This is a genomic window from Shimia sp. CNT1-13L.2 (assembly GCF_024331145.1).
In the GTDB taxonomy this organism is placed as follows: domain Bacteria; phylum Pseudomonadota; class Alphaproteobacteria; order Rhodobacterales; family Rhodobacteraceae; genus Shimia.
On sequence record NZ_JANDJO010000006.1, the window covers coordinates 22585 to 46991 of the forward strand.

The 24407-nt window shown below is 58.7% G+C and carries 29 protein-coding genes, 3 tRNA genes and 1 other RNA gene; 19 read left to right on the forward strand and 14 right to left on the reverse strand.

The annotated features are described in order from the left end of the window. Positions 1 to 49: 49 nt before the first annotated feature. The 6 genes from NNA36_RS13590 to NNA36_RS13615 form a co-directional block, all read right to left on the reverse strand. A complete protein-coding gene (locus NNA36_RS13590) occupies positions 50 to 466 on the reverse strand; it encodes an HIT family protein (protein ID WP_255107908.1) in 417 nt (138 codons plus the stop codon). 33 nt (positions 467 to 499) lie between these two features. Then, positions 500 to 874, reverse strand: coding sequence for a GNAT family N-acetyltransferase (locus NNA36_RS13595; RefSeq protein ID WP_255107910.1), 375 nt, complete (start codon positions 872 to 874; stop codon positions 500 to 502). Between the two features lie 194 nt (positions 875 to 1068). After that, on the reverse strand, positions 1069 to 2061 hold the full coding sequence (gene acuI, locus NNA36_RS13600) for an acryloyl-CoA reductase (protein ID WP_255107912.1): 993 nt from the start codon (positions 2059 to 2061) through the stop codon (positions 1069 to 1071). Between the two features lie 89 nt (positions 2062 to 2150). Then, positions 2151 to 3239 carry a dimethylsulfoniopropionate demethylase gene (locus tag NNA36_RS13605; RefSeq protein WP_255107913.1) on the reverse strand — a complete coding sequence of 363 codons (1089 nt, stop codon included), beginning with the start codon at positions 3237 to 3239 and terminating at the stop codon, positions 2151 to 2153. Positions 3240 to 3343: 104 nt separating this feature from the next. After that, positions 3344 to 4030, reverse strand: coding sequence for a DUF1326 domain-containing protein (locus tag NNA36_RS13610; RefSeq protein WP_255107915.1), 687 nt, complete (start codon positions 4028 to 4030; stop codon positions 3344 to 3346). Positions 4031 to 4054: 24 nt separating this feature from the next. Next, positions 4055 to 4792: a DUF2182 domain-containing protein gene (locus NNA36_RS13615; protein ID WP_255108324.1), complete on the reverse strand. Its 738-nt coding sequence runs from the start codon at positions 4790 to 4792 to the stop codon at positions 4055 to 4057. A gap of 104 nt (positions 4793 to 4896) precedes the next feature. Here NNA36_RS13615 and NNA36_RS13620 point away from each other — a divergent pair, with 104 nt between their 5' ends. From NNA36_RS13620 to NNA36_RS13660, 9 genes are all read left to right on the forward strand, one after another. Further along, complete coding sequence (locus NNA36_RS13620; protein WP_255107921.1) at positions 4897 to 5634, forward strand: FadR/GntR family transcriptional regulator; 738 nt, start codon at positions 4897 to 4899, stop codon at positions 5632 to 5634. Between the two features lie 13 nt (positions 5635 to 5647). Beyond that, a complete protein-coding gene (locus NNA36_RS13625; RefSeq protein ID WP_255107922.1) occupies positions 5648 to 6031 on the forward strand; it encodes an ectoine synthase in 384 nt (127 codons plus the stop codon). Positions 6032 to 6164: 133 nt separating this feature from the next. Beyond that, positions 6165 to 6515: a transfer-messenger RNA gene (gene ssrA, locus NNA36_RS13630) on the forward strand. Positions 6516 to 6591: 76 nt separating this feature from the next. Further along, complete coding sequence (locus NNA36_RS13635; protein ID WP_255107923.1) at positions 6592 to 7017, forward strand: ester cyclase; 426 nt, start codon at positions 6592 to 6594, stop codon at positions 7015 to 7017. A 53-nt stretch (positions 7018 to 7070) separates the two neighbouring features. Then, positions 7071 to 8315, forward strand: coding sequence for a chromate efflux transporter (gene chrA, locus NNA36_RS13640; RefSeq protein WP_255107924.1), 1245 nt, complete (start codon positions 7071 to 7073; stop codon positions 8313 to 8315). 96 nt (positions 8316 to 8411) lie between these two features. Further along, on the forward strand, positions 8412 to 8885 hold the full coding sequence (locus NNA36_RS13645; RefSeq protein WP_255107925.1) for an SspB family protein: 474 nt from the start codon (positions 8412 to 8414) through the stop codon (positions 8883 to 8885). A gap of 116 nt (positions 8886 to 9001) precedes the next feature. Further along, the gene (fumC, locus tag NNA36_RS13650) at positions 9002 to 10396 is read left to right on the forward strand and encodes a class II fumarate hydratase (RefSeq protein ID WP_255107926.1); all 1395 of its coding nucleotides are present in this window, start codon (positions 9002 to 9004) and stop codon (positions 10394 to 10396) included. Continuing rightward, positions 10396 to 10575, forward strand: coding sequence for a DUF4169 family protein (locus NNA36_RS13655; RefSeq protein WP_255107927.1), 180 nt, complete (start codon positions 10396 to 10398; stop codon positions 10573 to 10575). The genes fumC and NNA36_RS13655 overlap by 1 nt, the downstream gene beginning before the upstream one ends. Next, positions 10572 to 10799 carry a ribbon-helix-helix domain-containing protein gene (locus NNA36_RS13660; RefSeq protein WP_255107929.1) on the forward strand — a complete coding sequence of 76 codons (228 nt, stop codon included), beginning with the start codon at positions 10572 to 10574 and terminating at the stop codon, positions 10797 to 10799. The genes NNA36_RS13655 and NNA36_RS13660 overlap by 4 nt, the downstream gene beginning before the upstream one ends. A 4-nt stretch (positions 10800 to 10803) precedes the next feature. On the opposite strand, the gene NNA36_RS13665 is transcribed toward NNA36_RS13660, so the two are convergent. Then, entirely contained in the window at positions 10804 to 11214 is a 411-nt protein-coding gene (locus NNA36_RS13665; RefSeq protein WP_255107931.1) for a SufE family protein, read from the reverse strand. Here NNA36_RS13665 and NNA36_RS13670 point away from each other — a divergent pair. Beyond that, complete coding sequence (locus tag NNA36_RS13670; protein ID WP_255107933.1) at positions 11199 to 11852, forward strand: hypothetical protein; 654 nt, start codon at positions 11199 to 11201, stop codon at positions 11850 to 11852. The genes NNA36_RS13665 and NNA36_RS13670 overlap by 16 nt on opposite strands. Here NNA36_RS13670 and rnd read toward each other — a convergent pair whose 3' ends face one another. The 3 genes from rnd to purM all read right to left on the reverse strand — a co-directional run bounded on the left by rnd (position 11853) and on the right by purM (position 14743). Then, positions 11853 to 13013 (reverse strand): ribonuclease D, encoded by a 1161-nt coding sequence (rnd, locus tag NNA36_RS13675; RefSeq protein ID WP_255107935.1) that lies wholly within the window; start codon positions 13011 to 13013, stop codon positions 11853 to 11855. 93 nt (positions 13014 to 13106) lie between these two features. Further along, a complete protein-coding gene (gene purN / locus NNA36_RS13680; RefSeq protein WP_255107937.1) occupies positions 13107 to 13700 on the reverse strand; it encodes a phosphoribosylglycinamide formyltransferase in 594 nt (197 codons plus the stop codon). Beyond that, on the reverse strand, positions 13697 to 14743 hold the full coding sequence (gene purM / locus NNA36_RS13685; protein WP_255107938.1) for a phosphoribosylformylglycinamidine cyclo-ligase: 1047 nt from the start codon (positions 14741 to 14743) through the stop codon (positions 13697 to 13699). Before purM ends, purN begins: the two co-directional genes overlap by 4 nt. Before the next feature lie 108 nt (positions 14744 to 14851). On the opposite strand from purM, the gene NNA36_RS13690 reads away from it, so the two are divergent. After that, positions 14852 to 14928 (forward strand) — tRNA-Ile (locus tag NNA36_RS13690). Between the two features lie 17 nt (positions 14929 to 14945). Here the strand turns inward: NNA36_RS13690 and NNA36_RS13695 are convergent. Then, positions 14946 to 16256, reverse strand: a complete 1311-nt coding sequence (locus tag NNA36_RS13695) for an ATP-binding protein (RefSeq protein ID WP_255107941.1) — start codon at positions 16254 to 16256, stop codon at positions 14946 to 14948. 40 nt (positions 16257 to 16296) lie between these two features. On the opposite strand from NNA36_RS13695, the gene NNA36_RS13700 reads away from it, so the two are divergent. The 4 genes from NNA36_RS13700 (at position 16297) to NNA36_RS13715 (ending at position 18154) form a co-directional block, all read left to right on the forward strand. Beyond that, positions 16297 to 17214: an MBL fold metallo-hydrolase gene (locus tag NNA36_RS13700; RefSeq protein WP_255107943.1), complete on the forward strand. Its 918-nt coding sequence runs from the start codon at positions 16297 to 16299 to the stop codon at positions 17212 to 17214. A 79-nt stretch (positions 17215 to 17293) separates the two neighbouring features. Then, positions 17294 to 17368 (forward strand) — tRNA-Asn (locus tag NNA36_RS13705). Positions 17369 to 17401: 33 nt separating this feature from the next. Further along, positions 17402 to 17476: transfer RNA gene (locus NNA36_RS13710), tRNA-Asn, on the forward strand. A gap of 336 nt (positions 17477 to 17812) precedes the next feature. After that, positions 17813 to 18154, forward strand: coding sequence for a TfoX/Sxy family DNA transformation protein (locus tag NNA36_RS13715; RefSeq protein ID WP_255107944.1), 342 nt, complete (start codon positions 17813 to 17815; stop codon positions 18152 to 18154). A gap of 10 nt (positions 18155 to 18164) precedes the next feature. Here the strand turns inward: NNA36_RS13715 and ndk are convergent, their stop codons facing one another. Beyond that, positions 18165 to 18587 (reverse strand): nucleoside-diphosphate kinase, encoded by a 423-nt coding sequence (gene ndk / locus NNA36_RS13720; protein ID WP_255107945.1) that lies wholly within the window; start codon positions 18585 to 18587, stop codon positions 18165 to 18167. A gap of 237 nt (positions 18588 to 18824) precedes the next feature. On the opposite strand from ndk, the gene NNA36_RS13725 reads away from it, so the two are divergent. From NNA36_RS13725 to NNA36_RS13740, 4 genes are read left to right on the forward strand one after another with little or no spacing between them, the layout of a single operon-like run. Beyond that, positions 18825 to 19193, forward strand: a complete 369-nt coding sequence (locus NNA36_RS13725; RefSeq protein ID WP_255107946.1) for a helix-turn-helix domain-containing protein — start codon at positions 18825 to 18827, stop codon at positions 19191 to 19193. A gap of 53 nt (positions 19194 to 19246) precedes the next feature. Further along, positions 19247 to 21097 carry an ABC-F family ATP-binding cassette domain-containing protein gene (locus NNA36_RS13730; protein WP_255107949.1) on the forward strand — a complete coding sequence of 617 codons (1851 nt, stop codon included), beginning with the start codon at positions 19247 to 19249 and terminating at the stop codon, positions 21095 to 21097. A 16-nt stretch (positions 21098 to 21113) separates the two neighbouring features. Beyond that, positions 21114 to 21725, forward strand: coding sequence for a MarC family protein (locus tag NNA36_RS13735; RefSeq protein ID WP_255107951.1), 612 nt, complete (start codon positions 21114 to 21116; stop codon positions 21723 to 21725). A gap of 55 nt (positions 21726 to 21780) precedes the next feature. After that, a complete protein-coding gene (locus tag NNA36_RS13740) occupies positions 21781 to 22362 on the forward strand; it encodes a TIGR02281 family clan AA aspartic protease (RefSeq protein ID WP_255107953.1) in 582 nt (193 codons plus the stop codon). Position 22363: 1 nt separating this feature from the next. Here NNA36_RS13740 and NNA36_RS13745 read toward each other — a convergent pair whose 3' ends face one another. Continuing rightward, positions 22364 to 22831, reverse strand: a complete 468-nt coding sequence (locus tag NNA36_RS13745) for a DNA polymerase III subunit chi (RefSeq protein WP_255107956.1) — start codon at positions 22829 to 22831, stop codon at positions 22364 to 22366. A 2-nt stretch (positions 22832 to 22833) separates the two neighbouring features. Continuing rightward, entirely contained in the window at positions 22834 to 24309 is a 1476-nt protein-coding gene (locus NNA36_RS13750; RefSeq protein WP_255107958.1) for a leucyl aminopeptidase, read from the reverse strand. Between the last annotated feature and the right edge of the window lie 98 nt (positions 24310 to 24407).

A 24407-nucleotide genomic window follows, 5' to 3' on the forward strand; every position in this document is an offset into this window, starting at 1 on the left:
CATGATCCAGATCAAATAAATGCTGAATTTGGAATATTTCTTGCGCGCGTCAGCCCAGGGCCGCCCGGATCTTATCGGCATGCTCCTTGAGAACCCCGAAATCCGCCATCTGTCCCGGCGGACGCAGCTTGACGCCCTCGTGGCGCGGCAGCACATGGTAATGCAGGTGGAACACCTCCTGCCCGCCCGCGGCCTCGTTGAACTGCTGCACGGTCACCCCTTCCGCGCCAAAGGCCTTCATCACCGCGTGGCCCATCCGACGCACGGTCTTCAGACAGGCCGCGAGTTGTTCGTCCGACGCATCCAGCATGTTGCGGCAGGGCGTTTTCGGAATGATCAGGCAATGCCCGTCCGCGCGCGGCATGATGTCCATGAACACATAGGTGTCCTCGTCCTCATACAGCTTCTCGCTGGGGATCTCGCCCCGCAGGATCTTGGCAAAAATATTGTCGGTGTCGTAGCTCATCGGCCTCTCCAGAATCACTTGGTTGCCCCAAGATTAGCCCGCCGCCTTGGCAAGCGACAGCCAGCCTTCGCCGTTCTGGCAGGCCTGCGCCCGCGCCGCCGCCACCAGAGAGCGCGCCACCCCCTTGGTCCGTCGCCCCGGCACCACGTACAGATAGCGCAGTTCCACACCTCTCTGCCCGCTGAACAGGTCTAGGCGCGGCTCGGTCACCGCATACCCGGTCAGTTCCCCACGGGTTTCCGCCACCAACAGCGTCGCCATACCCTGTGCGCCGAACACCTCGCGCCAAAGCCCGTTGGCATCCACCTCGGCGGCCTGCCCGCGTTCCTTCGCATCCGCCCGGATCAGCGCCAAAAGCGGCTCCATGTCCGCCACCTTTGCGCCGCGAATAGCCATGTTCTGTGTCATCTCGTGTCTCCAGTCTCCTGTGCCGCGAGACCAGAAACAAAAAGACCGCCTCGCGGCGGTCTCATCACACATACCTGTTCCCGCCAACCCTATGTCGAGGTGGCAAAAAAGAAAGGGGTTTGGTTCAGGTACATCATGCGTTGCACCCTAAGTCGGGAACCGGGCGGCGGTCAACCCCGCGGCCCGGATTGCCCTTATGCGTTCACGTCAACAACAACGCGGCCCTGCACCTGACCCTTGAGGATATCGGCGCCAAGCTGCGGCAGGTCCGAAAGAACCGCCGGACGGATCATCGCCTCAAGCTTGTCCATCGGCAGGTCCTTGGCAATCCGCTCCCACGCGCGCAGGCGGTTGTCGTAAGGCTGCATCACCGAGTCGATGCCCAGCAGGTTCACACCGCGCAGCAGGAACGGAATCACCGTGGCAGGCAGACCGGCACCACCGGCAAGACCCACGGCCGAAACGCTCGCACCATACTGCATCTGGCCCAGAACACGCGCCAGCATGTCGCCGCCCACGGCATCCACACAACCCGCCCATGTCTCTTTCTCAAGCGGACGCTTGGTGGTCTCGTTCAGCTCTTCACGCGGAACGATCTGCGTCGCACCCAGCGATTTCAGATAGTCCTCGGTGTCCGGACGGCCGGTGACGCCGGCAACTTCATAACCAAGGTTGGCGAGGATCGCGGTCGCAACCGACCCCACACCACCTGCCGCGCCGGTCACCAGAACCGGACCATTGCCAGGCTTCAGCCCGTGGTCTTCCAGCGCCATCACAGCCAGCATCGAGGTGAAACCAGCGGTCCCCACGGCCATCGCCTGCTGCGGGCTCAGACCCTCGGGCAGCGGCACAAGCCAGTCGGCATTCACACGCGCCTTCTGGGCATAGCCACCCCAGTGCATCTCACCAACACGCCAGCCGGTCAGAACAACCTTGTCACCCGGCTTGTAGCGATCATCGTCCGACGACTCGACGGTTCCGGCAAAGTCGATGCCCGGCACGTGGGGATAGTTGCGCACAAGGCCGCCCCCCTTCGCCGAAAGGCACAGCCCGTCCTTGTAGTTCACCGTCGAATACTCGACGGCCACGGTGACATTGCCCTCGGGCAACTGTTCCTCACCGATCTCCTTGATCGACGCCGACGCCAGGCCCTCTTCGTTCTGTTCCATGATCAATGCGTTGAACATGTCTATCTCCCACTCTTGACCGCGGCCTGCGCCCCGGCTTCATCTCATCCAAATTCCACGCCGCGAGCCGAACCCCGCAGACGCATGTCTCAGGCCCAGAACTGCGCCTTCACTTCTGCCGGACGCATCCCGTCCGGCGTTTCCACTTCCAGCTTGGTGCCAGCGTCCCAATGGGACTTTTCGACCATGGCAATCGACACGTTGGTCTGGAAATCCGGCGACCATGCCGCCGTCGTGACCTGCCCAACCCATTTGCCATCCGCCAGAAGCGGCCATTCCTTGTCGATCAGCGGGATCTCTCCACCGATCTCGACCGCCCGGATCTGACGCTCCGGCTGGGACCGCGCCATCAGGCCCGCCTTGCCGATATAGTCCTTGGGCGAATTCACGAACTTGCCCAACCCGATCTCGAAAGGCGTGTTGTTCTGGTTCATGTCGTTGCCATAACTCAGCAAACCACCCTCTGTGCGCTCCATCGTCGACGGGCACCCGGCCCGCACCTCAAGGTCTTCGCCTGCCTTGAACAGCGCGTCCCACAGCGGCATGCCATAGTCCGAACCGTCGAGGTAGATTTCGAAACCGCCCTGCTTGGAATAACCCGAGCGCGCGACAACCATCTCGCGGCCCTCGAAAGCCAGCTTCTTGTAACGGAAGAAACGGATATCCCGCACGGCATCGCCAAAGACCCGCGCCATCAGCTCATCCGCCTTCGGCCCCTGCACCGCCAGCGGGCTGACGTCAGGCTCCCAAACACGCACGTCCAGCCCAAGGGCATCCGCCACCCCCGCCACGTATTGCAGGTAGTCGCTGTCCGCGATGGAGATCCAGAAATGATCCTCGGCCAGTTTCACCAGCACCGGATCGTTGAGCATACCGCCGTTGCGATCAATCGCCGGCATGTAAAAGCACTGGTCCGCCGCCATCTTGTCTAGATCACGCGGGCTCAGCATATCCAGAAGCTTGCGCGCGTCCGGCCCCTGCACCGCCACCTGGCGTTCACAGGACACGTCCCAGACCTGCACATGGGTCTTGAGGTGACGATAGTCTTCCTCCTGCGAGGCAAAGACCGAGGGCAGGATCATGCGGTTGTATACCGTGCAAACGGTCATGCCAGCCGCTTTGACACCCTCACTGAATGGCGTACGCCGCACCCGGCGCGATGGAAAGATCATGGCCATCTGTCAATCTCCAGCGGTCCCGCTCCAAAAGCGGCCGCTCGTTGTTCGCTTGCGTTTCCGACGGACCGGGAATGTCTTCCCGCTCCGCCGTACCTACCTCTGGATCAGCGCGGACCGTGCCAATCAATTTGGCAGATCTCGGCCGACCGTCCATCAAAGTCCCAGACCCGGCCATAGGCGCGTACACGGCCCTTCGACGCGGTGGCCACGGTGATGTCCGGACCCATCCAGTACTTGGTGTTCTTGATGACGATCTCTTCGTCCTTGTCCTTGCCTTCCACCGGGAAGACAACGCCGTCGATCTTGCGGCCCACGGTGATGTGGCGGGTCTTGCCGTCGGTCTCATAGCTGACCGGCTGACGCTCAACGCCGATGATCTCGCCGACCAGAACGCTGAAAAGACCGGTCGTGCCCTTGGCCTTGCCCGAGAAGATGTCGATCAGCGCGTTATAGGCTTCGGTGCTGGCGCGTTCGTCGATGAACAGCGCGACTTTCCAGTTGCCGCGGCTCATCATGCCCGGGATCTCGATCAGCAGACCGATGTTCAGCCCCGACAGGTCCACGTCGCCATAATGGCCTTCGTCGATCCGCACACCACCCCAGGTCTGGCAGTGGCCCTCTGTCGGCGGATGCAGACCCAGCGACACAACGCAGGGGCAGAACACCGTACAGTTACAGTTCAGGATCAATTCGCCCTTGATGCCCCATGGAATGGTGCCGAGACCCGACTTCGCGGCCTCCGGGTGGCGGTTGTCAATCTTGACAGGCGCCTCGATACGATCAGATGCCATTGGCTTTCCTCCTCATCTCACAATTCAAAAGGCGCCCACCCCGACAAAGACCGCGCCTCCAATAAGCGCGAACCCAAGCGGCCGTGTCACCCAACGCCCGATATCGGGCAGTTTCTCCAAAACCATGATCACTGTCGCCAGCCCCATGAAAGCGATGTTCATAACCCCGCCGACAAACGCCAGCAGCATCAGCGCCCAGCAGCATCCCAGGCAGACCAGCCCAAGCCGCACCCCATTGCGCAGCGCCCCCTCGTCCCAGTGCTGCATGAAAAACATCATCGGCGCGCGGCACTTGCTCAGGCAGGCTTCCTTGACGGTCGAAAACTGGTAACCGCCCGCGACCAAAAGCAAGAAGGCCGACAAGAGCACCGAACGGCTGTCACCAAAGGTCGTGACCAGATCAGCTGCGAAAAGCGCCATCTGCACCGACGCGGCAATCACCGAAAACCCGATCCAGACCACGAGATAGCCCCAGACCAGATGCGCAAACCGCCCGCTGGACGTGGTTTTGCTCAGCTCTTCATAGGTCGCGAAAGCGGGCAATGCGGTCGGCGCCATCATCGCCGCCGACATCAGGACCCACATCAGGAACACGCGCAGGAATCCGGCCGCATCCGGCGTCACCGTGCACAGGCTCTCCCAGAACTCCGCCCCATAGATCATGCCCGCCTCGCGCATTTCGGCAGGCAGGGCCATCGCGAAAAGCACCGCCCATGCCGCCAGAATGCCCCCGAACAGGGCAAGCCAGTGCCAACCGGTCATAGCTCTGATGCGCGCTGCTACCACGGCAGTCTCTCCGACGACTCAATCCTTGTATTTAAATTGTCAGACAATTAAACTCAGATCAAACAATAAATGTCAGACAAATGAAAATAGACCCCAAAAGCCGCGCCGACCTCTCTGCCCAGATTGCCAAGGCGATCCGCGACTCCATCATCAACGGAGAGATGGACGTCGACGAACGCCTGCCGTCCGAGGCGGAACTGTCCGAACAGTTCGACGTCTCGCGCCCCACCGTGCGCGAAGCCTTGAAACGCCTTGCAGCCCAGAACCTGATCCGCACCCAACGCGGCGCGTCCGGCGGCGCCTTCGTGCGCCGTCTGTCCTATGAAGACGCCTACGCCAACCACATCACCACCTCGACACTTCTTCTGTCGATGAACGCAGTGGATTTCGAAACCGCCTGCGAAGCCCGCTATGCCCTTGAACGGGCCTGCGCCCCGATGTCCGCCAAGCGCCGCTCACCCGACCACCTCGCCACCATGCGCGCCGAGATTCACCGCCAGTCCCAACCCGGCCTGACCGACGAGAGTTTCTGCGACAGTGACGTCGCCTTTCACCGCGCACTGGTCGATGGCGCCGACAACCCCGTACTCTCCTATCAACTTGCCGGCGCGGTCGAGGCCATGCAGCCGCTGATGAACATGATCACCTTCACCGAACGCAACCGCGAGATGATCGTCGGCCTGCACACCCGCATCGCCGACGCCCTCGAAGCCCGGAATGCCGAAGACGCAGACACAGCCCTTGCGGAACTCACGGCCTACACCCTGCAACTGGGTGAAGAGGCCATGAAAGCGCGTGAAGCGCGCACGGCCAAATGAAACGAGCGCCCCGATGATCATCCGCAAGCGCACTGACATCGAACAGACCGACAGGTTCGTCCACTGGGGCAACGGCACCAGCCACCGCTTTTTGGTGGAATCCGACGGCATGGGTTTCACCCTGTGCCACACGATCGTTTTCGCGGGCACCTCTACCGAGTTGAAATACGAAAACCATCTCGAGGCCTGCTACTGCATTCAGGGCGCAGGCTGGGTCAGCAGCGGCGGCAGAACACATCGCATTGAACCGGGCACCCTCTATGCGCTCGACCAACACGATGAACATGTCCTCACCGCCGATGATGCGGGCGATCTTGTTCTGGTGAGCGTCTTTAACCCGCCCCTGACGGGCACGGAATCCCACGACCCGAACGCCCAAGGCCCATCCGGTTATTGAATTGGTAACTGCTGGAAATCACCGCACTTTCCATTAGGGTTTTGCGATTCCCCGACGGCGCACCTCCGCAATACCGACATGATACCGACGCAATACCGACGTGGGTTTCACCGTTAACACGACAGCCCTCAAACCCCTTGCAACCGCCCCGATTGCCGCCTATCTAAGCCCTGTTCCCTCGGGAACTATGGACATAAACGCGCTCATAATAAGCGGATCGGACCCGGGGGCGGTACCCGGCGGCTCCACCAACATCCTTCGTTTGGGGATCAAGGGGCCGAAATAGGATCGACGAACGTCTAAAGGGGTTAGCTTTGTCTCGGCTGTCTGCCACCGTTATCGGCGAAACTAGTACAATTGCAAACGACAATCGTGCTCCGGTTGCTCTGGCTGCGTAAGCAGTTCGAGTCGAACCGACTTTAAGCCCTGATGCCTAGCCGCGTCAGGCGGGGTTCGCAGGTACCTGGCAACAGAAACCTGCACTCATTTCCCTTAACCAAATCCTCAGACCTCTGGCTTAGCCTGCTTCTTGCGCGACCTGCACAGGAGCATTTAACCCAATGGGAAAAAAAGAAATTCTGGAAGAATGGTATCGTCGCGTCTGGCGCGAGGGCGAACTTGAAGCAATAGATGAACTGTTCGCTCCAGACACCCAGGCCGCCGGGCTAATCCCCGAAATGCGCATGGGCCCTACCGAGTTTCGCGAACTTGTCCCGATGTTCCTCGAACTGGTCGACAGCCCGAAATTCACCCTCGACAAGGTCATGGAAGACGGCGATTGGGCCGCGGCGCTCTTGTCCGTCAATGCCACCGTTTCCGCCACCGGAAAACCCGTCTTCGCCACCGGTCAGCTTTTTGCCCGTTTCGAGGGGGATACAATGGTCGAAACCTACAATTGCTTTGATTTCATGGGCTTCTTTGAACAACTCGATCTCCTGCCCGAGCAATCCATGGCCCTTTGCCTCACGGGACAGGCCATCGGCTGATCCTGTCACCGATTTTGCTTGCGTGAATCGCGACACCGTGTTGCTTGCCCTACATGAGCACCACACCGACACTGCCCGACCTCTTCCGCGTCTTTGGCCGCATCGGCATCCTGTCCTTTGGCGGGCCTGCGGCCCAGATCAGCCTGATGCACCGCGAATTGGTCGATCGCACCGGCTGGATCAAGGAAGAGCAGTTTCTTGGTGCCCTGTCCTTCTGCATGTTCCTTCCCGGCCCCGAAGCGATGCAACTTGCCACCTACGCCGGCTGGAAGCTACGCGGTGTCCCCGGCGGGCTAATCGGTGGCCTGCTTTTCGTTCTGCCCGGCGCGCTTACCATTTCTTTACTGGCCTACCTCTATATTGCCTTCGGTTCGGTCCCCGCTGTTGAGGCGGCCTTTCTGGGCATTCAGGCAACGGTGATCGCGATCATAGTTCAGGCGATGTTTCGCCTGTCTTTCAAGGTGTTGAACGGAGCGCTAAACCTGATCGTTGCGGCACTCAGTTTCCTCTGCCTTTACACGGGCCTCCTGCCTTTCCCGGCGGTGATCCTGCTTGCGGGTGTATTGGGCGCCCTGCTTGCACAACCCGAGGTAAGTTCTGACGCGCCCGCGTCACCGATGCACAATCGGCCCCTTTCGACCGTGTTGACCTGGGCCGGTCTCTGGGCTGCCCCCATCCTGTTGGTATGGATGCTGGACCACCAGTTCCTGCTGACTCTCGCCCTGTTTTTCTCGAAACTGGCCGTGGTCACCTTCGGAGGTGCCTACGCAGTGCTTGCCTATATGGTTCAGGCCGTGGTGAACGACTATCAGTGGCTGGAAACTGCCCAAATGATGGACGCTCTCGGCCTTGCTGAAACGACTCCCGGTCCGCTCATCCTCGTCACCCAGTTCACCGGTATCCTTGCAGGCAACGCCCAAGGCGGCCTTTCGCTGGCGATCCTGGCAGGCCTTCTCACCTTATGGTGCACCTTCACACCGTGTTTTCTCTGGATCTTCTCAGCGGCTCCTTACGTGGAAAACCTGCTTTCTCAACCCAGGCTCACAGGCGCTCTGAAAATGATTTCTGCCGCCGTACTTGGCGTCATCGCAAACCTAAGCCTTTGGTTTGCAATGCACTTCCTGTTCGACGAAGTGTCCCAAACAGTCTTTGGCGCGGTCCCGAAACTTGACAGTTTCGCGATGATGCCAGCTTTCCTTGCAGGCGTTGCCGCGCTTCTTCTGCTCGCTTTAAGGCTGCCCCTTCTGGCAACTCTCGCCGCCATGGCGGTGCTCGCAACCGGAATTTCCCTTACGTAAATTAATCCCGTACAGGCCACGTAAAATTTGCCTGCCTCTCTTTTGTTTCCCTCCGAATCTTCTATGGTGGGAGACAGATCATCCAATGGTGAACCGATGCCCCGAACTATCGACTACGGAAACCTTATGCACCGTGCCATGCGCAGCCTGATTCAGGATGTGTTATGCGACGTTGAAAAGAACGGTCTTCCGGGTGAGCATCACTTTTTCATCACCTTTGACACCCACCACCCCGACGTTCAGATCGCGGATTGGCTGGTGGATCGTTACCCCGGCGAAATGACCGTCGTCATGCAGCACTGGTATGAAAACCTGCATGTCACCGACGAAGGGTTCTCGGTCACGCTGAACTTCGGCGACTCTCCGGAACCGCTCTACATTCCCTACGATGCCATCAAGACCTTCGTTGATCCCTCGGTCGAGTTCGGTCTGCGCTTTGAAACGCAGGACGATGACGATGATCTCGAAGATCTGGAAGACATTGTCGAAGAAGACGAGATCGAAGCAGAGGACGAACCCGAACGCAAAGAAGCCGACGTTGTCAGCCTTGACAGCTTCCGCAAGGGATAAATCCTGCGACTGGGCCAATTTGCCGCCTAACGCCCATTGTATTCCACTGTATACCGCATTGAAATTCTCGCCGGTTTCTCTATGAAACGGGCTGACACTGTTACGGAGCCTGACCGATGACCAACACCCGCACCGAAACCGACAGCTTTGGCCCTCTCGAGGTGCCCTCCGACAAGTATTGGGGCGCCCAGACCCAACGCTCGATCATGAACTTCCCCATTGGCTGGGAAAAGCAGCCCGTCGCCATCGTCCGCGCGCTGGGCGTGATCAAACAGGCCTGCGCAATGCAGAACAAGGCAACCGGCAAGATGGACGCAAAGATTGCAGACGCCGTCATTCAGGCCGCAAGCGAAGTGGTTGCGGGCAAGTTTGACGACAACTTCCCGCTCGTCGTCTGGCAGACGGGGTCTGGCACCCAGTCGAACATGAACTCGAACGAGGTGATCGCCAACCGTGCCATCGAAATCCTCGGCGGCGTAATTGGGTCCAAGGATCCGGTTCACCCCAACGATCACTGCAACATGGGCCAGTCCTCGAACGACACTTTCCCGACCGCGATGCATATCGCCGCCGCGATGACCGTGCGTGACGTTCTGCTTCCCGGCCTGAACAAGCTGGCTGCGGGCCTCGAGCAGAAGTCCGAAGAATTCAAGGACATCATCAAGATCGGCCGCACCCACACCCAGGACGCGACTCCGCTGACCCTGGGCCAGGAATTCGGCGGCTACGCCCACCAGATCCGTCAGGGCATTGCCCGCGTCGAAGCCGCCCTGCCCGGCATCTATGAGCTCGCACAAGGCGGCACCGCGGTTGGCACCGGCCTGAACACCCAGAAAGGCTGGGGCGAAGCCGTTGCCGCGAACATGGCAGAAATCACCGGCCTTCCCTTCGTGACGGCCCCCAACAAGTTCGAAGCTCTGGCAGCACATGACGCGATGGTCTTCATGTCCGGCGCTCTGGCAACCGTTGCCGGTGCGATGTACAAGATCGCCAACGACATCCGCTTCCTCGGCTCGGGCCCCCGTTCGGGCCTTGGCGAACTGATCCTGCCAGAGAACGAACCCGGCTCGTCGATCATGCCGGGCAAGGTCAACCCGACCCAGGCCGAAGCGATGACGCAGGTTGCCGCGCATGTCATGGGCAACAACGCCGCGATGACCTTTGCTGGTTCGCAGGGCCACTTCGAGCTGAACGTCTACAACCCGATGATGTCCTACAACCTGCTGCAATCCATGCAGCTGCTGGGCGACGTCGCAGACAGCTTTACCGAGCGTATGCTGCTGGGCATCAAGGCCAACGAGCCGCGCATCGACAAACTGATGAAAGAGTCGCTGATGCTGGTCACCGCCCTGGCACCCACCATCGGCTATGACAACGCAACCACCGTTGCCAAGACCGCCCACAAGAACGGCACCACGCTCAAGGAAGAAGCCATCGCGCTTGGCTTTGTTGACGAAGCCACCTTCGACGCGGTTGTGCGCCCCGAGCAGATGATCGGGCCGAAAGACTGATGTCAGAGCCGGTCAATCTGAACCGGTTCAGAAAACAAAAAGCGCGGGCCGAGAAAAAGGCCCGCGCTGACGAAAACGCGGTAAAATTCGGCCGGACGAAGGCCGAGAAACAACGCGAAACGGCAGAGCGCGAAAAATCCATCCGGCGCATCGACGATCACAAGCGTGAAGAACCATGAACGCGCGTCCTGTCAAACGTTCCCTTACGCTCCGCGGCCACCGCACCAGCGTCTCGCTTGAAGATGCCTTCTGGAATGCCTTCAAAGATATCGCTGAAGAAAAGAAACAGCCAATCAACGCCTTGGCGGCCGATATTGATGCCGAACGCGAATTGGAAACCGGACTGGCGACTGCCATCCGGCTCTTTGTACTCGATCACTACAAACGCAAATCTGAAACCTGAAGTCTCAGGCAGCCTCGCTCGCCACAAGCCGGATGCGTTCGATCATGGCGCGCAGACCGTTTGAGCGTTGCGACGACAGGTGTTCGTTCATGCCAAGCCGTTCCATCTCGGCACGCGCATCAACCTTGCCCACCTCTGCAACGGGCAACTCGTTATAAAGAGCACGGAGGACCGCGATCAAACCTCTTACGATCATCGCGTCGCTATCCCCATCAAAGGAAAACACGCCACCTTCGATCTTGGGATGCAGCCAGACCTGGGAGGCACAGCCATCCACCTTGGTCGCCGGAACTTTCAGCGCATCATCCAACGGATCCATCGCCTTGCCCAACTCGATGACATGGCGATATCGGTCTTCCCAATCCTCGATGAACTCGAAGTCCTCGACGATCTCTTCGAATGCGGCAGTGGCCATGTTCTGCTCCCTCTTGGCTTTCTTTTCAACTAGGCCGCAAAAAGGAAAAGGTCCAGCCCCCGATGGATGCTTTTCAACTGGCTTGGGATACGATAATTGTTCCTGCAAAAGTTGACGAGGTCGAGCCGATGAACAAGAAACTGCTCTTTGCCATTTTGATTGCAACGACGGGTCTCAGCGCCTGCTCGACGCGGCTGAACCCGTTCAACTGGTTTGGCCGTAGCGAAGAGGTCGTTGTACCCGCAGGCGAAGCCAGGGAAATCAATCCCCTTATTCCAACCCGCGAAACCAGCCTGTTTCGCCGCCCCGAAGCCGAATACGCAGGTACACCGGTTCTCCAGATCAAGGAAATGGCTGTTGAGCGTGTTCCCGGAGGGGCCATTATCCGCGCAGAAGGGGTGGCAAAAGTTCAGGGCGCCCATGATGTTGTACTGAAGGCCCGCAATGGTGGTATTCCCGAGAAAGGTGTACTCACCTTTGATTTCCTTGCGGTGCAGCACCCACGCGCGCCCCAAGGCGGACCGGAAGCCACGCGCTTGCTCACCGGTGCGATCCAGATGACCGATCAGCAGCTTGAGGGCGTCCGTACAATTCAGGTGGTTGGAGAAAGCAACGCGCGTCAAACGCGCCGCCGTTGATCAGTTCAAGCGAATGGTCTTTACCGAATTGCCCTTAGCCGCGAGGGCAATTTTCCCTTCGCACAGGCGAAGTGCTTCCTCACCAAAGACTTCGTGACGCCAACCGCTGAGTGCCGGCACATCTCTCTCGCCAGCGGCAATAAGATCCAGATCCGACGCTGTTGCAATCAACTTGGACGCCACACCGGAACTCTCGGTTTTCGCCTTAAGCAAAACGCGAAGAAGATCAGCCAAGGCCTGATTAACCTGAAGCTTTTCACGCGAGGTATCTACACGAGGCATGTCTTCCGGCTTGCATTCGGTGCCAACCTTGATCGCCGCCAGAATACCGTCTGCGATTTCGCCCTTTCGGGCTTCACGCAGCAGAAGGCGCGAGCGCCCCAGGTCTTGCATGCTGCGAGGCTTCGTCGACGCAAGCTCGATGAGCGCATCATCCTTGAACACGCGATTGCGGGGAATATTCCGGCTTTGCGCATAGCCTTCACGGAACCGCGCAAGCTCTCTGACGACCGCAAGAAACTTTGGTGTCGTCGTACGTGTCTTTACCCGCTTCCACGCTTCCGACGGACGGATTGTGTAGGTTTCGGGATTGGTAAGGATCTGGATTTCCTCGGCCACCCAATGCGTACGGCCATTTTCAGCAATCTTGGCAGCAAGGAACTCATAGATCTTGCGCAAGTGTGTCACGTCGGCAATCGCGTACTTCTGCTGTGCTTCGGTCAGGGGACGGCGCGACCAATCCGTAAATCTGCTCGATTTATCAAGACCCTGCTTGGCGATCTTGCGAACTAGGGTTTCATAGCCAACCTGTTCACCAAAACCACAGACCATCGCAGCGACCTGCGTGTCAAACAGCGGCTCAGGGAAAACCTTGGCCTCAACAAAGAAGATTTCCAGGTCCTGCCGCGCGGCGTGGAACACCTTGACGACAGATGTATCCCGAAACAGTTCGTAAAGCGGCTCGAGCGACAGATCGCCCACCAGAGGATCAACCAGAACGGCATCATCGCCGTCGTGATCGGGCACCGCAAGCTGGATCAGACACAACTTCGAATAGTATGTCCGCTCTCGCAGGAACTCGGTGTCGATCGTTACATAAGGCTTGGTCCGCGCCAGTTCACAAAACTGGGCCAGTTCCTCGGTCGTGGTCAGAGTTTTCATACTCGGGGCGTCTTCATTTGTTGTTCTGTATTCCCTGAAGCAAGCCTTACGGGGAAAACAGGTGAATTGCAAATGCGCCCCCGGAAGGTCGCATCAAAGCTCGAGAAAGCTCGTGTCGCCTGCCGCAAATCTACGCAGCACCGCAGGATAAAGCTTGTGCTCCTTCGTCAAAACCCGCGCGGCCAAGGCGTCGGGGGTATCCCCGTCGAGAACCGGCACACGGGCCTGACCAAGCATCGGTCCATCGTCAAGCGCGGGCGTCACCAGGTGCACCGTGCAACCATGCTCGGCGTCCCCAGCCTCAAGCGCTCGGGCATGCGTGTGAAGCCCCTTGTACTTGGGCAGCAAAGAAGGATGGATATTGAGCATCCGACCTTCCCAGGGCGCCACAAAGCTCTCGGTCAGGACACGCATGAAACCGGCAAGGCAGAGGATATCGGGCTGAACCCCGTCCAACTCTGCTTGCAGCGCCTTCTGAAAGGCTTCCCGGTCTCCCTTGAAGGGGCGGTGGTCGACAACCGCGGTTGCAACACCCATGTCCGCCGCTTTTTTCAGACCGCCTGCCTCTGCATCATTGGCAAGCACAAGAACGGGCTCTGCCGGGTGGTCGCCGCTTTGCATATCTTCGACGAGGCGGACCATGTTGGAACCGCCCCCGGAGATGAAGATCGCTACGCGTTTCTTCACAGGAGCTTGCCCGAGAAGCGCATGCCCGCGCCTTCGGTGACGGTCCCGAGACGGAACACACTTTCGCCCTGCTCTTCGAGGCCAGCCGCAAGCGCATCTGCCTGCTCGGCGTCCGCGACAAGGATCATGCCGATGCCACAGTTGAAGGTCTTGAGCATTTCTGCTTCTTCCATGCCACCGGTCTTCGCCAGCCATTGGAAAACCGCCGGCAGATCCCAAGCGCCAAGATCGATGTCTGCCCCCAGATCATCAGGCAGCACGCGCGGCAGGTTCTCGGTCAGACCACCGCCGGTGATGTGGGCCAGAGCATGCACGCCCCCTGCCCGCACGGCATTTAGAGACTGCTTCACATAGAGACGCGTCGGTGCCAGCAGCGCTTCGCCCAGGGTACCTTCGCCCCAAGGACAGTCGGCATCCCAGCCCAGTCCGGAGATTTCAACCAGCCTACGCACCAAGCTATAGCCGTTCGAGTGAACACCATTCGACCCCAGGCCCAGCAGGACATCGCCCGCCTTGACGCCAGCCGGCAGATCCGCGCCACGCTCCATCGCGCCAACGGCAAACCCCGCGAGGTCAAAGTCGCCCGCTTCATACATGCCGGGCATTTCCGCAGTTTCACCACCGATCAGCGCACAGCCCGACTGATAACAGCCTTCGGCAATGCCTTCGATAATACGCGCGGCCTTTTCGGTCTCCAGCTTGCCAGTGGCAAAGTAGTCGAGGAAGAACAGCGGCTCGGCGCCCTGACAGACCAGATCGTTCACACACATGGCGACCAGATCGATACCCACGCCATCGACGTTGCCCGTATCGATGGCAATGCGCAGCTTGGTACCAACGCCGTCTGTCGCACCAACGAGGATCGGATCGACATAGCCCGCATCTTTCAGGTCAAACAATGCCCCGAACCCGCCAAGGCCCGCCATGACACCCGAGCGCATGGTGCGCTTCGCTGCCGGTTTGATCCGATCCACAAGGGCGTTGCCCGCGTCAATATCCACGCCCGCGTCTGCATAGGTGATACCGTTCTTGCCGTCGCTCATCGTCCACTCCGTATTTCGCTTGCGCAGGCACTAGACCATAGCTGCACCAGAGGCAACGGTAAGCCTTGACGCGGGCGCGGCTTCTGGTAGCAAAAGGGCCTCAAGGTAGGGCCTGTAGCTCAATTGGTTAGAGCAGAGCGCTCATAACGCTTTGGTTGCGGGTTCAAGTCCTGCCGGGCCTACCAAATTTCCCGAATCGAAATCACCGCGCAATGACGATGTCGGCGCAAAGCCCGCCCATGTCCTCGCTTTCACCAAGGCGCAGAACACCGCCATGGGCACGCGCGACATCTGCCGCGATGGACAGCCCAAGACCGACACCCGTTCCCTTGTTCTGGTTCCGCGCGGGATCAAGGCGGGCAAAGGGCTTGATCGCCTCGCTGCGGGCTTCCGCCGGGATGCCCGGGCCGTCATCTTCCACACGAATACGAAGTGACTTATCTGAAAGACGCACCGAAACACGCACGGCATTCCCATAGCGTACGCCGTTGCCAATCAGATTTTCCAGCGCCCGCTTGATACCGACCACACGAAGCGGAATCGTGCCCGCACCTTCGACCGATCCCACGGTCACATTCGTGCCGCCTCGCGCGGCATCTTCTACGGCACTTTTGACGAACTGGATCGGATCCGTAAGTTCCGGCTCCCCTTCGTGCGCGCCGCGGGCAAAGCTCAGGAACTCGTCAAGCAAACGCTGCATGTCTTCTACATCCCGCTCAAGGGGTTCGGCTTCGTCGTGATCCAAAAGGCTAAGGCCTAGTTTCAGGCGCGTCAGGGGGGTGCGCAGGTCGTGGCTCACTCCGGAAAGCATCAGGGTGCGCTGTTCAATCTGCCTTTCAATCCGCGCACGCATATCAAGAAAGGCATTGCCCGCAGACCTGACCTCAATCGCGCCGCCAGGAGTATAGGCAACATGCCGCCCGCGTCCGAAGGCCTCGGCCGCAGCGGCGAGACGGGTGATCGGGCGCAACTGATTGCGCAGGTAGACATAAGCAATCAAGGTCATCAATCCGCCAAAAAACACCATATTCACCAAAAGCTGGTGAGGATTGGTCGCAGAAACGCGCAGGCGGTCAAACTCGAACGTCGCCAAACCTTGAGCGGTCGCGGCATAAACGAGAATTTTCCTGTTGTCCGGAAGCTCGACCCCACGTACCGACGGCACCAGTTTTTCCAAGGTTCTTATGACAACGAGGCCCGAGAAATCGTACCAACGCCGAAAGTCCTCCTGGGGCGGCCGCTCCCCAAGCACCACCGTGTACTCTAGAGAATCGGCAAGACGCACAAACCCCGCCATGTCGCCCCCCTTGTCGGACTGCGCAAGGGTATCGATGAGCAGAACCAGTTCACGCGAAACAGTACGCGTCATCTGTTCCGTCACGTCCTCGAAATGTCGCTGGATGAATACGAAGGACACCACCAATTGCAGCGTCACGACCGGCAGGATGAGAATCATCGCCGCGCGACCATAAAGCCCTCTGGGTAAATAGAGTTTGAGCCACCTGAAGTTCATGAGCTAAACCATGCCGTGAGCAGTACTGGAAGGAAAGACTATGGACGCGGAAATCCTGAAATTCGATCCCCCTGCGGGCGTAGCACAAGATCTGGAACTCGGTCTGCGCCGCCTTCTTGCACCAAATCCATCGCCGATGACCTTCCGTGGTACCAATACCTATCTTCTTGGCACCAAGGAGATCGCCGTCATCGATCCCGGCCCTGACCTTGATGACCATCTCGACGCCATCCTTGCGTCCATCACGGGCGATCAGCGGATTTCACATATCCTTGTAACTCACGCACATGTGGATCACTCCCCCCTGTCGCGAAAACTCGCAAAAGCAACCGGCGCGCCGGTTCTGGCCTTTGGTGACGTTCTCGCCGGCCGTAGCCCCGTCATGGCCGATCTCGCGGCGCATGGCCTTGCAGGGGGCGGCGAAGGCGTTGATGCAGAGTTCGTTCCCGACCAGATTGTCCGCGAAGGCGAGATCATCTCGGCCGACGGCTGGGAAGTCGAGGCCATCCACACACCGGGCCACTTTGGTAATCACCTCGCATTTGCCTGGGGCGATGCCTGTTTCACAGGGGATCTTGTCATGGGATGGGCAAGCTCGCTTGTTTCGCCCCCCGACGGGGATTTGACCGACTTCATGACCTCTTGTCGCCGCCTCAACCAAAGAAAGTGGCGCGTCTTTCACGCCGGACACGGCGCACCGATCGAAGCGCCGAACGACCGGTTGGACTGGCTGATTGCCCACCGCGAGGGGCGCGAACGCGAAATTTTGGAGACCCTTGGCAAGACAGGCGCGGCCAGAGCCTATGACCTCGCCTGCCAGATTTACACGGAAACCCCGACGGCGCTGATGGGGGCCGCGACGCGAAATGTCTTTGCGCACCTCGTCGACCTGACAGGAAGAGGCATTGTCAGACCACAGCAAACCCTTGAATCAGAAGCCATTTTCGAACTCACCTGACTTTTTGAAACGAAAACGAAAAAAATATGACGCCCCCTCTGGACGCCGCAAATATCGTTGGCTATACGGTGCCTCGTGTTCCGGCGTAGCTCAGCGGTAGAGCAGTTGACTGTTAATCAATTGGTCGTAGGTTCGATCCCTACCGCCGGAGCCAGACCTTCCTCGGAAGGTGCTACAAGATTGATGTTCCGGCGTAGCTCAGCGGTAGAGCAGTTGACTGTTAATCAATTGGTCGTAGGTTCGATCCCTACCGCCGGAGCCAATCTTCTCCCTCTCCTCGCATAATCCCAGACTGTCTCGGTCGCCCGAGGTCTCATCAGAGCTGGAACTCGAATTCCCGATTCCCGGCAAATTTGGGCCACATTGATCTGCTTTACTTAAGGGATAACAAACCCTCGCGCGCCAGTCGGCGCATACCGGCTGGCCTGCACAAAACAGGAGCAGTCCCATGCCATTCACAGGCCAGGAAACACCGCCCAAGCAACCTGCGCAGCAAAAACCGCAGGCGCCCAAAGATGAGCCGCGCAAGCCGACTTTTTCGGATTGGGCCTCCATCTGAATCGGTGACAAGGTCAAAGGGGCCTCGTATTGTCTGCGAATGTCCCGTCCCGTTTCGTCACTCCGCAATCTCGGCCCAGCCGTAGAGGCCGCCTGCGCCAGGGCTGGCATACACTCTGCCGAAGATCTCATTGCCCTAGGTGCGGACGAGACATATCGGCGTTTGCTCGCAAACGGCACCAAACCCCACTTCATCGGGTACTACGTTCTTGTAATGGCACTTCAAGGACGACCTTGGAATGACTGTCAGGGCAAAGAAAAAGACGATTTGCGCATTCGGTTTGACGCCCTCAAAACCGAACATGCAGCAAAAAAGAAAAAGGATCGCCCCGAACTCGAAGCGATCCTTGATGAGATCGGGGTAATCCCCCGGAAACTCTAATTTATTTGGCTTAGCCTACCAGCTCGAGGCCCGAGAAGAAGTAAGCGATCTCGACAGCTGCGGTTTCCGGAGCGTCGGAACCGTGAACCGAGTTTTCACCTACCGATTCAGCGAACTCTGCGCGGATGGTGCCTTCAGCCGCGTCGGCCGGGTTGGTTGCGCCCATGACTTCGCGGTTCTTCGCGATGGCACCTTCGCCTTCCAGGACCTGTGCAACGATCGGAGCCGAAGCCATGAACTCGCACAGTTCGTCGTAGAAGGGGCGCTCTTTGTGAACGGCGTAGAACTCGCCCGCTTGCGCTTTGGTCAGGTGAATGCGTTTCTGAGCAACGATGCGCAGGCCCGCTTCTTCGAACTTGGCGTTGATTTTACCGGTCAGGTTGCGGCGGGTTGCATCGGGTTTGATGATCGAGAAGGTGCGTTCCAGAGCCATGATTTTCCCTCGGCTTGAAAGTTGAAATTGCGCGGGCAGTAACATGCAGGCGCTGCTTTGGGAAGACCCTTGCAACCAAAGTGTTCCCCAACTTCCCAACAGCCCTCTTACGACCAGGTGCCACCCAAAGCGCGACGAAAGTCTTCCAACGCGAAAATACAGATAATTGACTTAAATCGAAATTTCTCTCTAACTAAAAATATCAAACTAATACTGAAAAACTAACTTGGTCTAATTTTGGAACAAATTGAAGAAACACAGGATGCACTATGCGCCGTCACACATTGCTCTCGCCTTGTCGGGGGCAAATGGAAGCTGATCATCCTGTTCAGGATTTCCGGCAAACTGAACCGTTTCGGTGCCCTGCACCGCGCAATCCCCGGCATCACCAAACAGATGCTGACGCAGCAACTGCGCGAGCTGGAGGCCGACGGCATCCTGAACCGGAAGGTTTTTGCGGAAATACCGCCACGTGTTGAGTATTCCCTCACCAAGCGTGGCCGCAGTATCATGCCACTGGTCAAGGCCATGAAAGCCTGGGGAGAAGAGGACCTGCGCAAAGCCGGGGAGGCCAAGCGTCGAAATCAACTTGATTTGCCGCTCTGACAACGCTGATCCGTCATTGACAAGCCCCATCCCCTGATAGACTTGTCTCAGCCATGTTGCGGATTGAAGATATCTCCTATTCGGTGGCTGGCAGGCCGCTCATCGTGAACGCTTCGGCGACCATTCCGACAGGTCACAAGGTTGGCCTTGTGGGGCGCAATGGCACGGGCAAAACCACCCTCTTCCGTTTGATCCGGGGCGAGCTGGCCCTTGAAACCGGATCGCTGTCGATACCGCAACGCGCCCGTATTGGCGGCGTCGCCCAAGAGGTTCCGTCGACCGATGTGTCACTGCTGAACACGGTCTTGGCCGCCGATACCGAACGCTCTGCCCTGATGGCCGAGGCGGACACCGCCCAAGACCCTGCCCGCATTGCGGAAATACAGACACGGCTTGCCGACATCGACGCCTGGAGTGCCGAGGCGCGGGCGTCTTCGATCCTCAAGGGGCTCGGGTTCGATTTCGGCGATCAGTCGCGCCCCTGTTCCGATTTCTCGGGCGGTTGGCGTATGCGCGTCGCATTGGCCGCGGTTCTGTTTTCACAGCCCGACCTCCTTTTGCTCGACGAACCGACCAACTATCTCGACCTTGAAGGCGCGCTTTGGCTTGAGAGCTATCTCGCCAAATATCCGCACACCGTCATCATCATCAGTCACGACCGCGGCCTGTTGAACCGTGCCGTGAGCTCGATCCTGCACCTCGAAGACAAGAAGCTCACCTTCTATCAGGGGCCCTACGATCAGTTCGCCAAGCAACGCGCCGAGAAACTCGCGCAGGCCGAGGCGATGGCGAAGAAACAGGAAGCCAGGCGCGCGCACCTTCAGTCTTATGTCGACCGCTTCCGCTACAAGGCGGACAAGGCCAAACAGGCGCAATCCCGTCTGAAGGCCCTTGCCCGAATGGAACCGATTTCTTCTCCGCAAGAAGCCGCGCTGCGCAGTTTTGCCTTTCCAACACCGGAAGAGCTTTCTCCTCCGATCATCCGGGTTGAAAGCGGGTCCGTTGGGTACACCGAGACTCCTGTCCTCAAACGTCTGAACCTGCGGATTGATCAGGACGACCGCATCGCGCTTCTCGGCAAGAACGGGCAAGGGAAATCCACCCTGTCAAAACTTCTGTCCGACCGCCTTGTGCTGATGGACGGACAGATGGTGCGCTCGAACAAGTTGCGCATCGGGTACTTTGCGCAGCACCAGGTGGACGAGTTGCATCTCGACGAAACGCCTCTTGATCACTTGCGCCGGGAACGTCCCGATCATCTTCCGGCGAAACTCCGCGCCATCCTCGCGGGTTTTGGCCTTGGCGCGGATCAGGCGGAAACCGTGGTGGCTCAGCTCTCCGGCGGACAAAAAGCGCGGCTATCGCTGCTGCTTGCAACACTGGATGCGCCGCACCTTCTGATCCTCGACGAACCCACCAACCACCTCGACATCGAAAGCCGCGAAGCGCTTGTCGAGGCACTGACCGATTACTCGGGCGCGGTGATCCTTGTCAGCCACGACATGCATCTGCTTAGCATGACCGCTGATCGTCTTTGGCTTGTGTCAGACGGAACAGTAAAACCCTACGAGAGCGATCTCGAAACCTACCGCGCCGAACTGCTTGCCTCGGACAAACCTGTGCAAAAGCCCAAGGCCGACGTCCAAGCCCCCAAGAAAGCGTCGCGTGACACGATCCTTGCCCTGCGCTCAGATGTGCGCAAGTGCGAAGCGCGGGTCGAAAAACTGACCGAGATGCGCGAGAAGCTGGATGAGAAACTCGCCGATCCGACTCTCTACGAGGTGGGCAAGACCGATGACATTGCCAAGTGGCAGAAGAAACATGCCGAAGTTCTGGACGGTCTCGAACGCGCCGAAGCGCTTTGGATGGACGCCCTCGAAAAGCTTGAAACCGCCGAAGCTTGAACGGTAGCCTAGTCTCATGGATACACCCGCGCTCATCACGGCCTTTGTCACGCTCTTCGTGATCATCGACCCCCTTGGACTGGCACCGCTCTACGTGACCATGACGCACGACATGGACTCGGCCCATCGTCGTGGTATTGCCATTCGCGCCTGTGTCATCGCGTTCATCATCCTGTCGGTCTTCGCGTTCTTTGGCGAAGCGGTTCTCGGCTTCATCGGTATTTCAATGCCGGCATTCCGGATCGCTGGCGGGATCCTGTTGTTCCTGACCGCTTTAGACATGTTGTTCGAGAGGCGCACGAAACGTCGTGAGGATCAGGCGGACGAGCGCCCTGACCCGTCGGTTTTCCCACTGGCGATTCCGCTGATTGCCGGGCCCGGATCAATCGCCACCGTCATTCTCTTGTCTGGTCAGCACTCGGGAATCGAAAACACGGTACTTGTTCTGGCGGTTGCCCTGGCGGTGTTGGCGGTCGTGTTCATTCTGTTCATGGCAAGCGGGCTTCTGGCACGTGCCCTTGGCAAGACCGGCATCAATGTCGCCACACGATTGCTGGGGATGCTGTTGGCGGCCCTCGCTGTTCAATTCGTGCTCGAAGGTCTTCGCGACTTCGGATTTATGGGCTAGGCCCTTCTGTGCTCCCCTGCCCGACACTATATCAAGGGAAAGGATTGAGGGTGTCATGAGCGGCGACCAGATTGCACAACTAAGTTATTTTGCGGTCCTAGGGGCTGCTATCGTGTTCTGGTTCGTGGCCAGCAACCGCCAAAGCCTCTCGAAGACGGTTCAGCAAATTCTCGTCTGGGTCCTGATTTTCGTCGGGATCATTGCCGCCTATGGCATGTGGGGAGATATACGTTCAACGGTCATCCCAACTGCATCGGTGCATTCTGCGGAAGGCCGGATTGAAATCCCGCAAAGTCCGGACGGACACTATCGCCTCTCGCTGGATGTGAATGGCACGCCAGTGAATTTTATTGTCGACACCGGCGCAAGCAATGTCGTGTTGAGCAAACGGGACGCCGAACGCGCAGGGTTTGATCCGGACACCCTCCCCTTCTTTGGCCGCGCACGAACCGCAAATGGCGAAGTTCGCACGGCACCCATCACGATCGACACGCTCAGCCTGCAGGGGGTAACAGAAAGGAATGTTGTCGCCGCGGTGAACGGAGGCGAATTGGATGAATCTCTTTTGGGGATGAGTTACCTAGGACGGTACAGCCAGATCACCATTGCAAGCGGGAAACTCATTCTCGTGCAATAGGTTAGCTGGCCGCCTTTTCGGCCTTCTTCTGCCAATTACCGCTTTCTTCCGACCAGTATTGCGCCGCACAGCCGGCATCCGTCAGCGTTTTCCATTGGACGCGTGCGTGCTGCACCGCACCCTCGTCAAACCCGTCAAACAGAATGCAGCACCGGTCTGCGGCATTGATCTCTTCCGCGGTAAGTTCGGCACCGTCAATGCTCATGACGCAATTGGCCTCGTTCGCGTTTTCCGCAGTGGTCGTGAGCAACACCGGCTGATCCTTGTCATGGGGGCCACCAGACACGCCATGCGGCAGAAAACTCTCATCACCGCCCAGCCACAGCTTCTGATCCAGCCACTCCAGTCGATCCTTGGCGGTCCCGCGCACCAGAATGCGCCAGCCCTGCCCGCGCGCCTTGCCGATAAGGGTAGCAAGCGTCACGTCCACGGGCTGTCGCGTCAGATGATAGAAATAGACCCCTCCCACGATCACTCGGCCTTTTCACACATATCCTGAACAAGACGGTTCAAAGCCATCACACCCCAACCCGTTGCACCCTTGGGCGCATAGTCCGTGTCGGCCTTCACGCTGGCCACACCTGCAATATCGAGGTGAATCCAGGGCGTGTCTTCCTGAACGAAACGATGGAGGAATTCGGCAGCCGTAACGGAACCGGCCGGACGACCGCCGGTGTTCTTCAGATCGGCAATCCGCGACTTGAGCTGGTCGGCGTAGGCCTTTCCAAGCGGCATGCGCCACGCGCCTTCGCCTTCTGCTTCGGCCGCCTTCAGAAACTGGGCGCAGAGTTTGTCATTATTCGAGAACACACCCGCCTTTTCGTGACCAAGGCCAATGATGATCGCACCTGTCAAAGTCGCCAGATCGATCATCCCCTGCGGTTTGAACCGCTCCTGCGCATAGTGCATCACATCGCAAAGTACCAAACGGCCTTCGGCGTCCGTGTTGATGACTTCGATGGTGTCGCCCTTCATCGAGGTGACGACGTCGCCCGGGCGCGTCGCACGACCCGATGGCATGTTTTCAACCAGCCCGACAAGACCCACAACATTGGCTTTGGCCTTGCGCATGGCAAGCGTGCGCATCACGCCCGCCACAACCCCGGCACCACCCATGTCCATTGTCATGTCTTCCATGCCGGCCGCCGGTTTGAGCGAAATGCCGCCGGTATCAAAGACGACGCCTTTGCCCACCAACGCCAAAGGCGCCTCTCCCTTTTCGCCGCCATTCCATTGCATGATCGCCACTTTGGAGGGGCTTTCAGATCCTTCGCCAACGGACAGAAGTGCACCCATCCCGAGCTTCTTGAGGTCCGCCTCTTCCAGAACTTCAACCTCAAGGCCAAGCGAAGACATGTCCTCGATGCGCTTGGCAAACTCGGTCGTGGTAAGCACATTCGCGGGCTCATTCACCAGATCGCGGGTGAAGAAAACACCTTCAGCAATCGCTTGGGTCGTGACGGCAGCGTGGTTGAACTCTTCCGGCTTGGAGACCAACAGCGTGACTGCCGCGCGTGTTTCTTCCTGCTCGCCTGCCTTGTGTGCATTGAAGGAGTAATCCCTAAGAGCGACCCCCAAAGCCAGTTGTGAAGCGCGTTTTTGGCTACCAGCGCAGATTGTAAGGGCGGCCCCCGAACGGATTTTTCCCAAGGCGGCACCCGCCTTGCGCGCTTCGACGTCCGTGCAACGGCGCGGCAGGAAAACCACGTCAACACTCTCGGCTTTCATCCCAACTGGAAAGGCCAGTGAAAAGGTCTGGCCTGTCGACGCCGCTTCTGCCTTTGCCTCTACCAGACGTGCAACGGCCCCTTTCGTCAGTCGGTTAACGCGTCGCGCGGCTTTGTCCAGCGATCCGTCCGGTGCGACAAGTAATGCCACGCGCCCCTCCACCTCTGCCAAGAGATCAATATCTGTTTCCTTGAACTGAATGGATGCCGGCTTAAGCAATGGACTACTCCCCTGTTTGTTACAACGAGTCCTACCGCGCTGTCCGCTGGATGACCAGATAGCAGTTTTCCAGGTCGGGCATTTCCTCTAAGGTTTGG

Bases quoted from the DNA above. Each gene is read 5' to 3' on its own strand.
- NNA36_RS13590 (WP_255107908.1), bottom strand. From the start codon at position 466: ATGAGCTACGACACCGACAATATTTTTGCCAAGATCCTGCGGGGCGAG.
- NNA36_RS13595 (WP_255107910.1), bottom strand. From the start codon at position 874: ATGACACAGAACATGGCTATTCGCGGCGCAAAGGTGGCGGACATGGAG.
- acuI (WP_255107912.1), bottom strand. From the start codon at position 2,061: ATGTTCAACGCATTGATCATGGAACAGAACGAAGAGGGCCTGGCGTCG.
- NNA36_RS13605 (WP_255107913.1), bottom strand. From the start codon at position 3,239: ATGGCCATGATCTTTCCATCGCGCCGGGTGCGGCGTACGCCATTCAGT.
- NNA36_RS13610 (WP_255107915.1), bottom strand. From the start codon at position 4,030: ATGGCATCTGATCGTATCGAGGCGCCTGTCAAGATTGACAACCGCCAC.
- NNA36_RS13615 (WP_255108324.1), bottom strand. From the start codon at position 4,792: ATGACCGGTTGGCACTGGCTTGCCCTGTTCGGGGGCATTCTGGCGGCA.
- NNA36_RS13620 (WP_255107921.1), top strand. From the start codon at position 4,897: ATGAAAATAGACCCCAAAAGCCGCGCCGACCTCTCTGCCCAGATTGCC.
- NNA36_RS13625 (WP_255107922.1), top strand. From the start codon at position 5,648: ATGATCATCCGCAAGCGCACTGACATCGAACAGACCGACAGGTTCGTC.
- NNA36_RS13635 (WP_255107923.1), top strand. From the start codon at position 6,592: ATGGGAAAAAAAGAAATTCTGGAAGAATGGTATCGTCGCGTCTGGCGC.
- chrA (WP_255107924.1), top strand. From the start codon at position 7,071: ATGAGCACCACACCGACACTGCCCGACCTCTTCCGCGTCTTTGGCCGC.
- NNA36_RS13645 (WP_255107925.1), top strand. From the start codon at position 8,412: ATGCCCCGAACTATCGACTACGGAAACCTTATGCACCGTGCCATGCGC.
- fumC (WP_255107926.1), top strand. From the start codon at position 9,002: ATGACCAACACCCGCACCGAAACCGACAGCTTTGGCCCTCTCGAGGTG.
- NNA36_RS13655 (WP_255107927.1), top strand. From the start codon at position 10,396: ATGTCAGAGCCGGTCAATCTGAACCGGTTCAGAAAACAAAAAGCGCGG.
- NNA36_RS13660 (WP_255107929.1), top strand. From the start codon at position 10,572: ATGAACGCGCGTCCTGTCAAACGTTCCCTTACGCTCCGCGGCCACCGC.
- NNA36_RS13670 (WP_255107933.1), top strand. From the start codon at position 11,199: ATGCGGCAGTGGCCATGTTCTGCTCCCTCTTGGCTTTCTTTTCAACTA.
- NNA36_RS13665 (WP_255107931.1), bottom strand. From the start codon at position 11,214: ATGGCCACTGCCGCATTCGAAGAGATCGTCGAGGACTTCGAGTTCATC.
- rnd (WP_255107935.1), bottom strand. From the start codon at position 13,013: ATGAAAACTCTGACCACGACCGAGGAACTGGCCCAGTTTTGTGAACTG.
- purM (WP_255107938.1), bottom strand. From the start codon at position 14,743: ATGAGCGACGGCAAGAACGGTATCACCTATGCAGACGCGGGCGTGGAT.
- NNA36_RS13695 (WP_255107941.1), bottom strand. From the start codon at position 16,256: ATGAACTTCAGGTGGCTCAAACTCTATTTACCCAGAGGGCTTTATGGT.
- NNA36_RS13700 (WP_255107943.1), top strand. From the start codon at position 16,297: ATGGACGCGGAAATCCTGAAATTCGATCCCCCTGCGGGCGTAGCACAA.
- NNA36_RS13715 (WP_255107944.1), top strand. From the start codon at position 17,813: ATGTCCCGTCCCGTTTCGTCACTCCGCAATCTCGGCCCAGCCGTAGAG.
- ndk (WP_255107945.1), bottom strand. From the start codon at position 18,587: ATGGCTCTGGAACGCACCTTCTCGATCATCAAACCCGATGCAACCCGC.
- NNA36_RS13730 (WP_255107949.1), top strand. From the start codon at position 19,247: ATGTTGCGGATTGAAGATATCTCCTATTCGGTGGCTGGCAGGCCGCTC.
- NNA36_RS13735 (WP_255107951.1), top strand. From the start codon at position 21,114: ATGGATACACCCGCGCTCATCACGGCCTTTGTCACGCTCTTCGTGATC.
- NNA36_RS13740 (WP_255107953.1), top strand. From the start codon at position 21,781: ATGAGCGGCGACCAGATTGCACAACTAAGTTATTTTGCGGTCCTAGGG.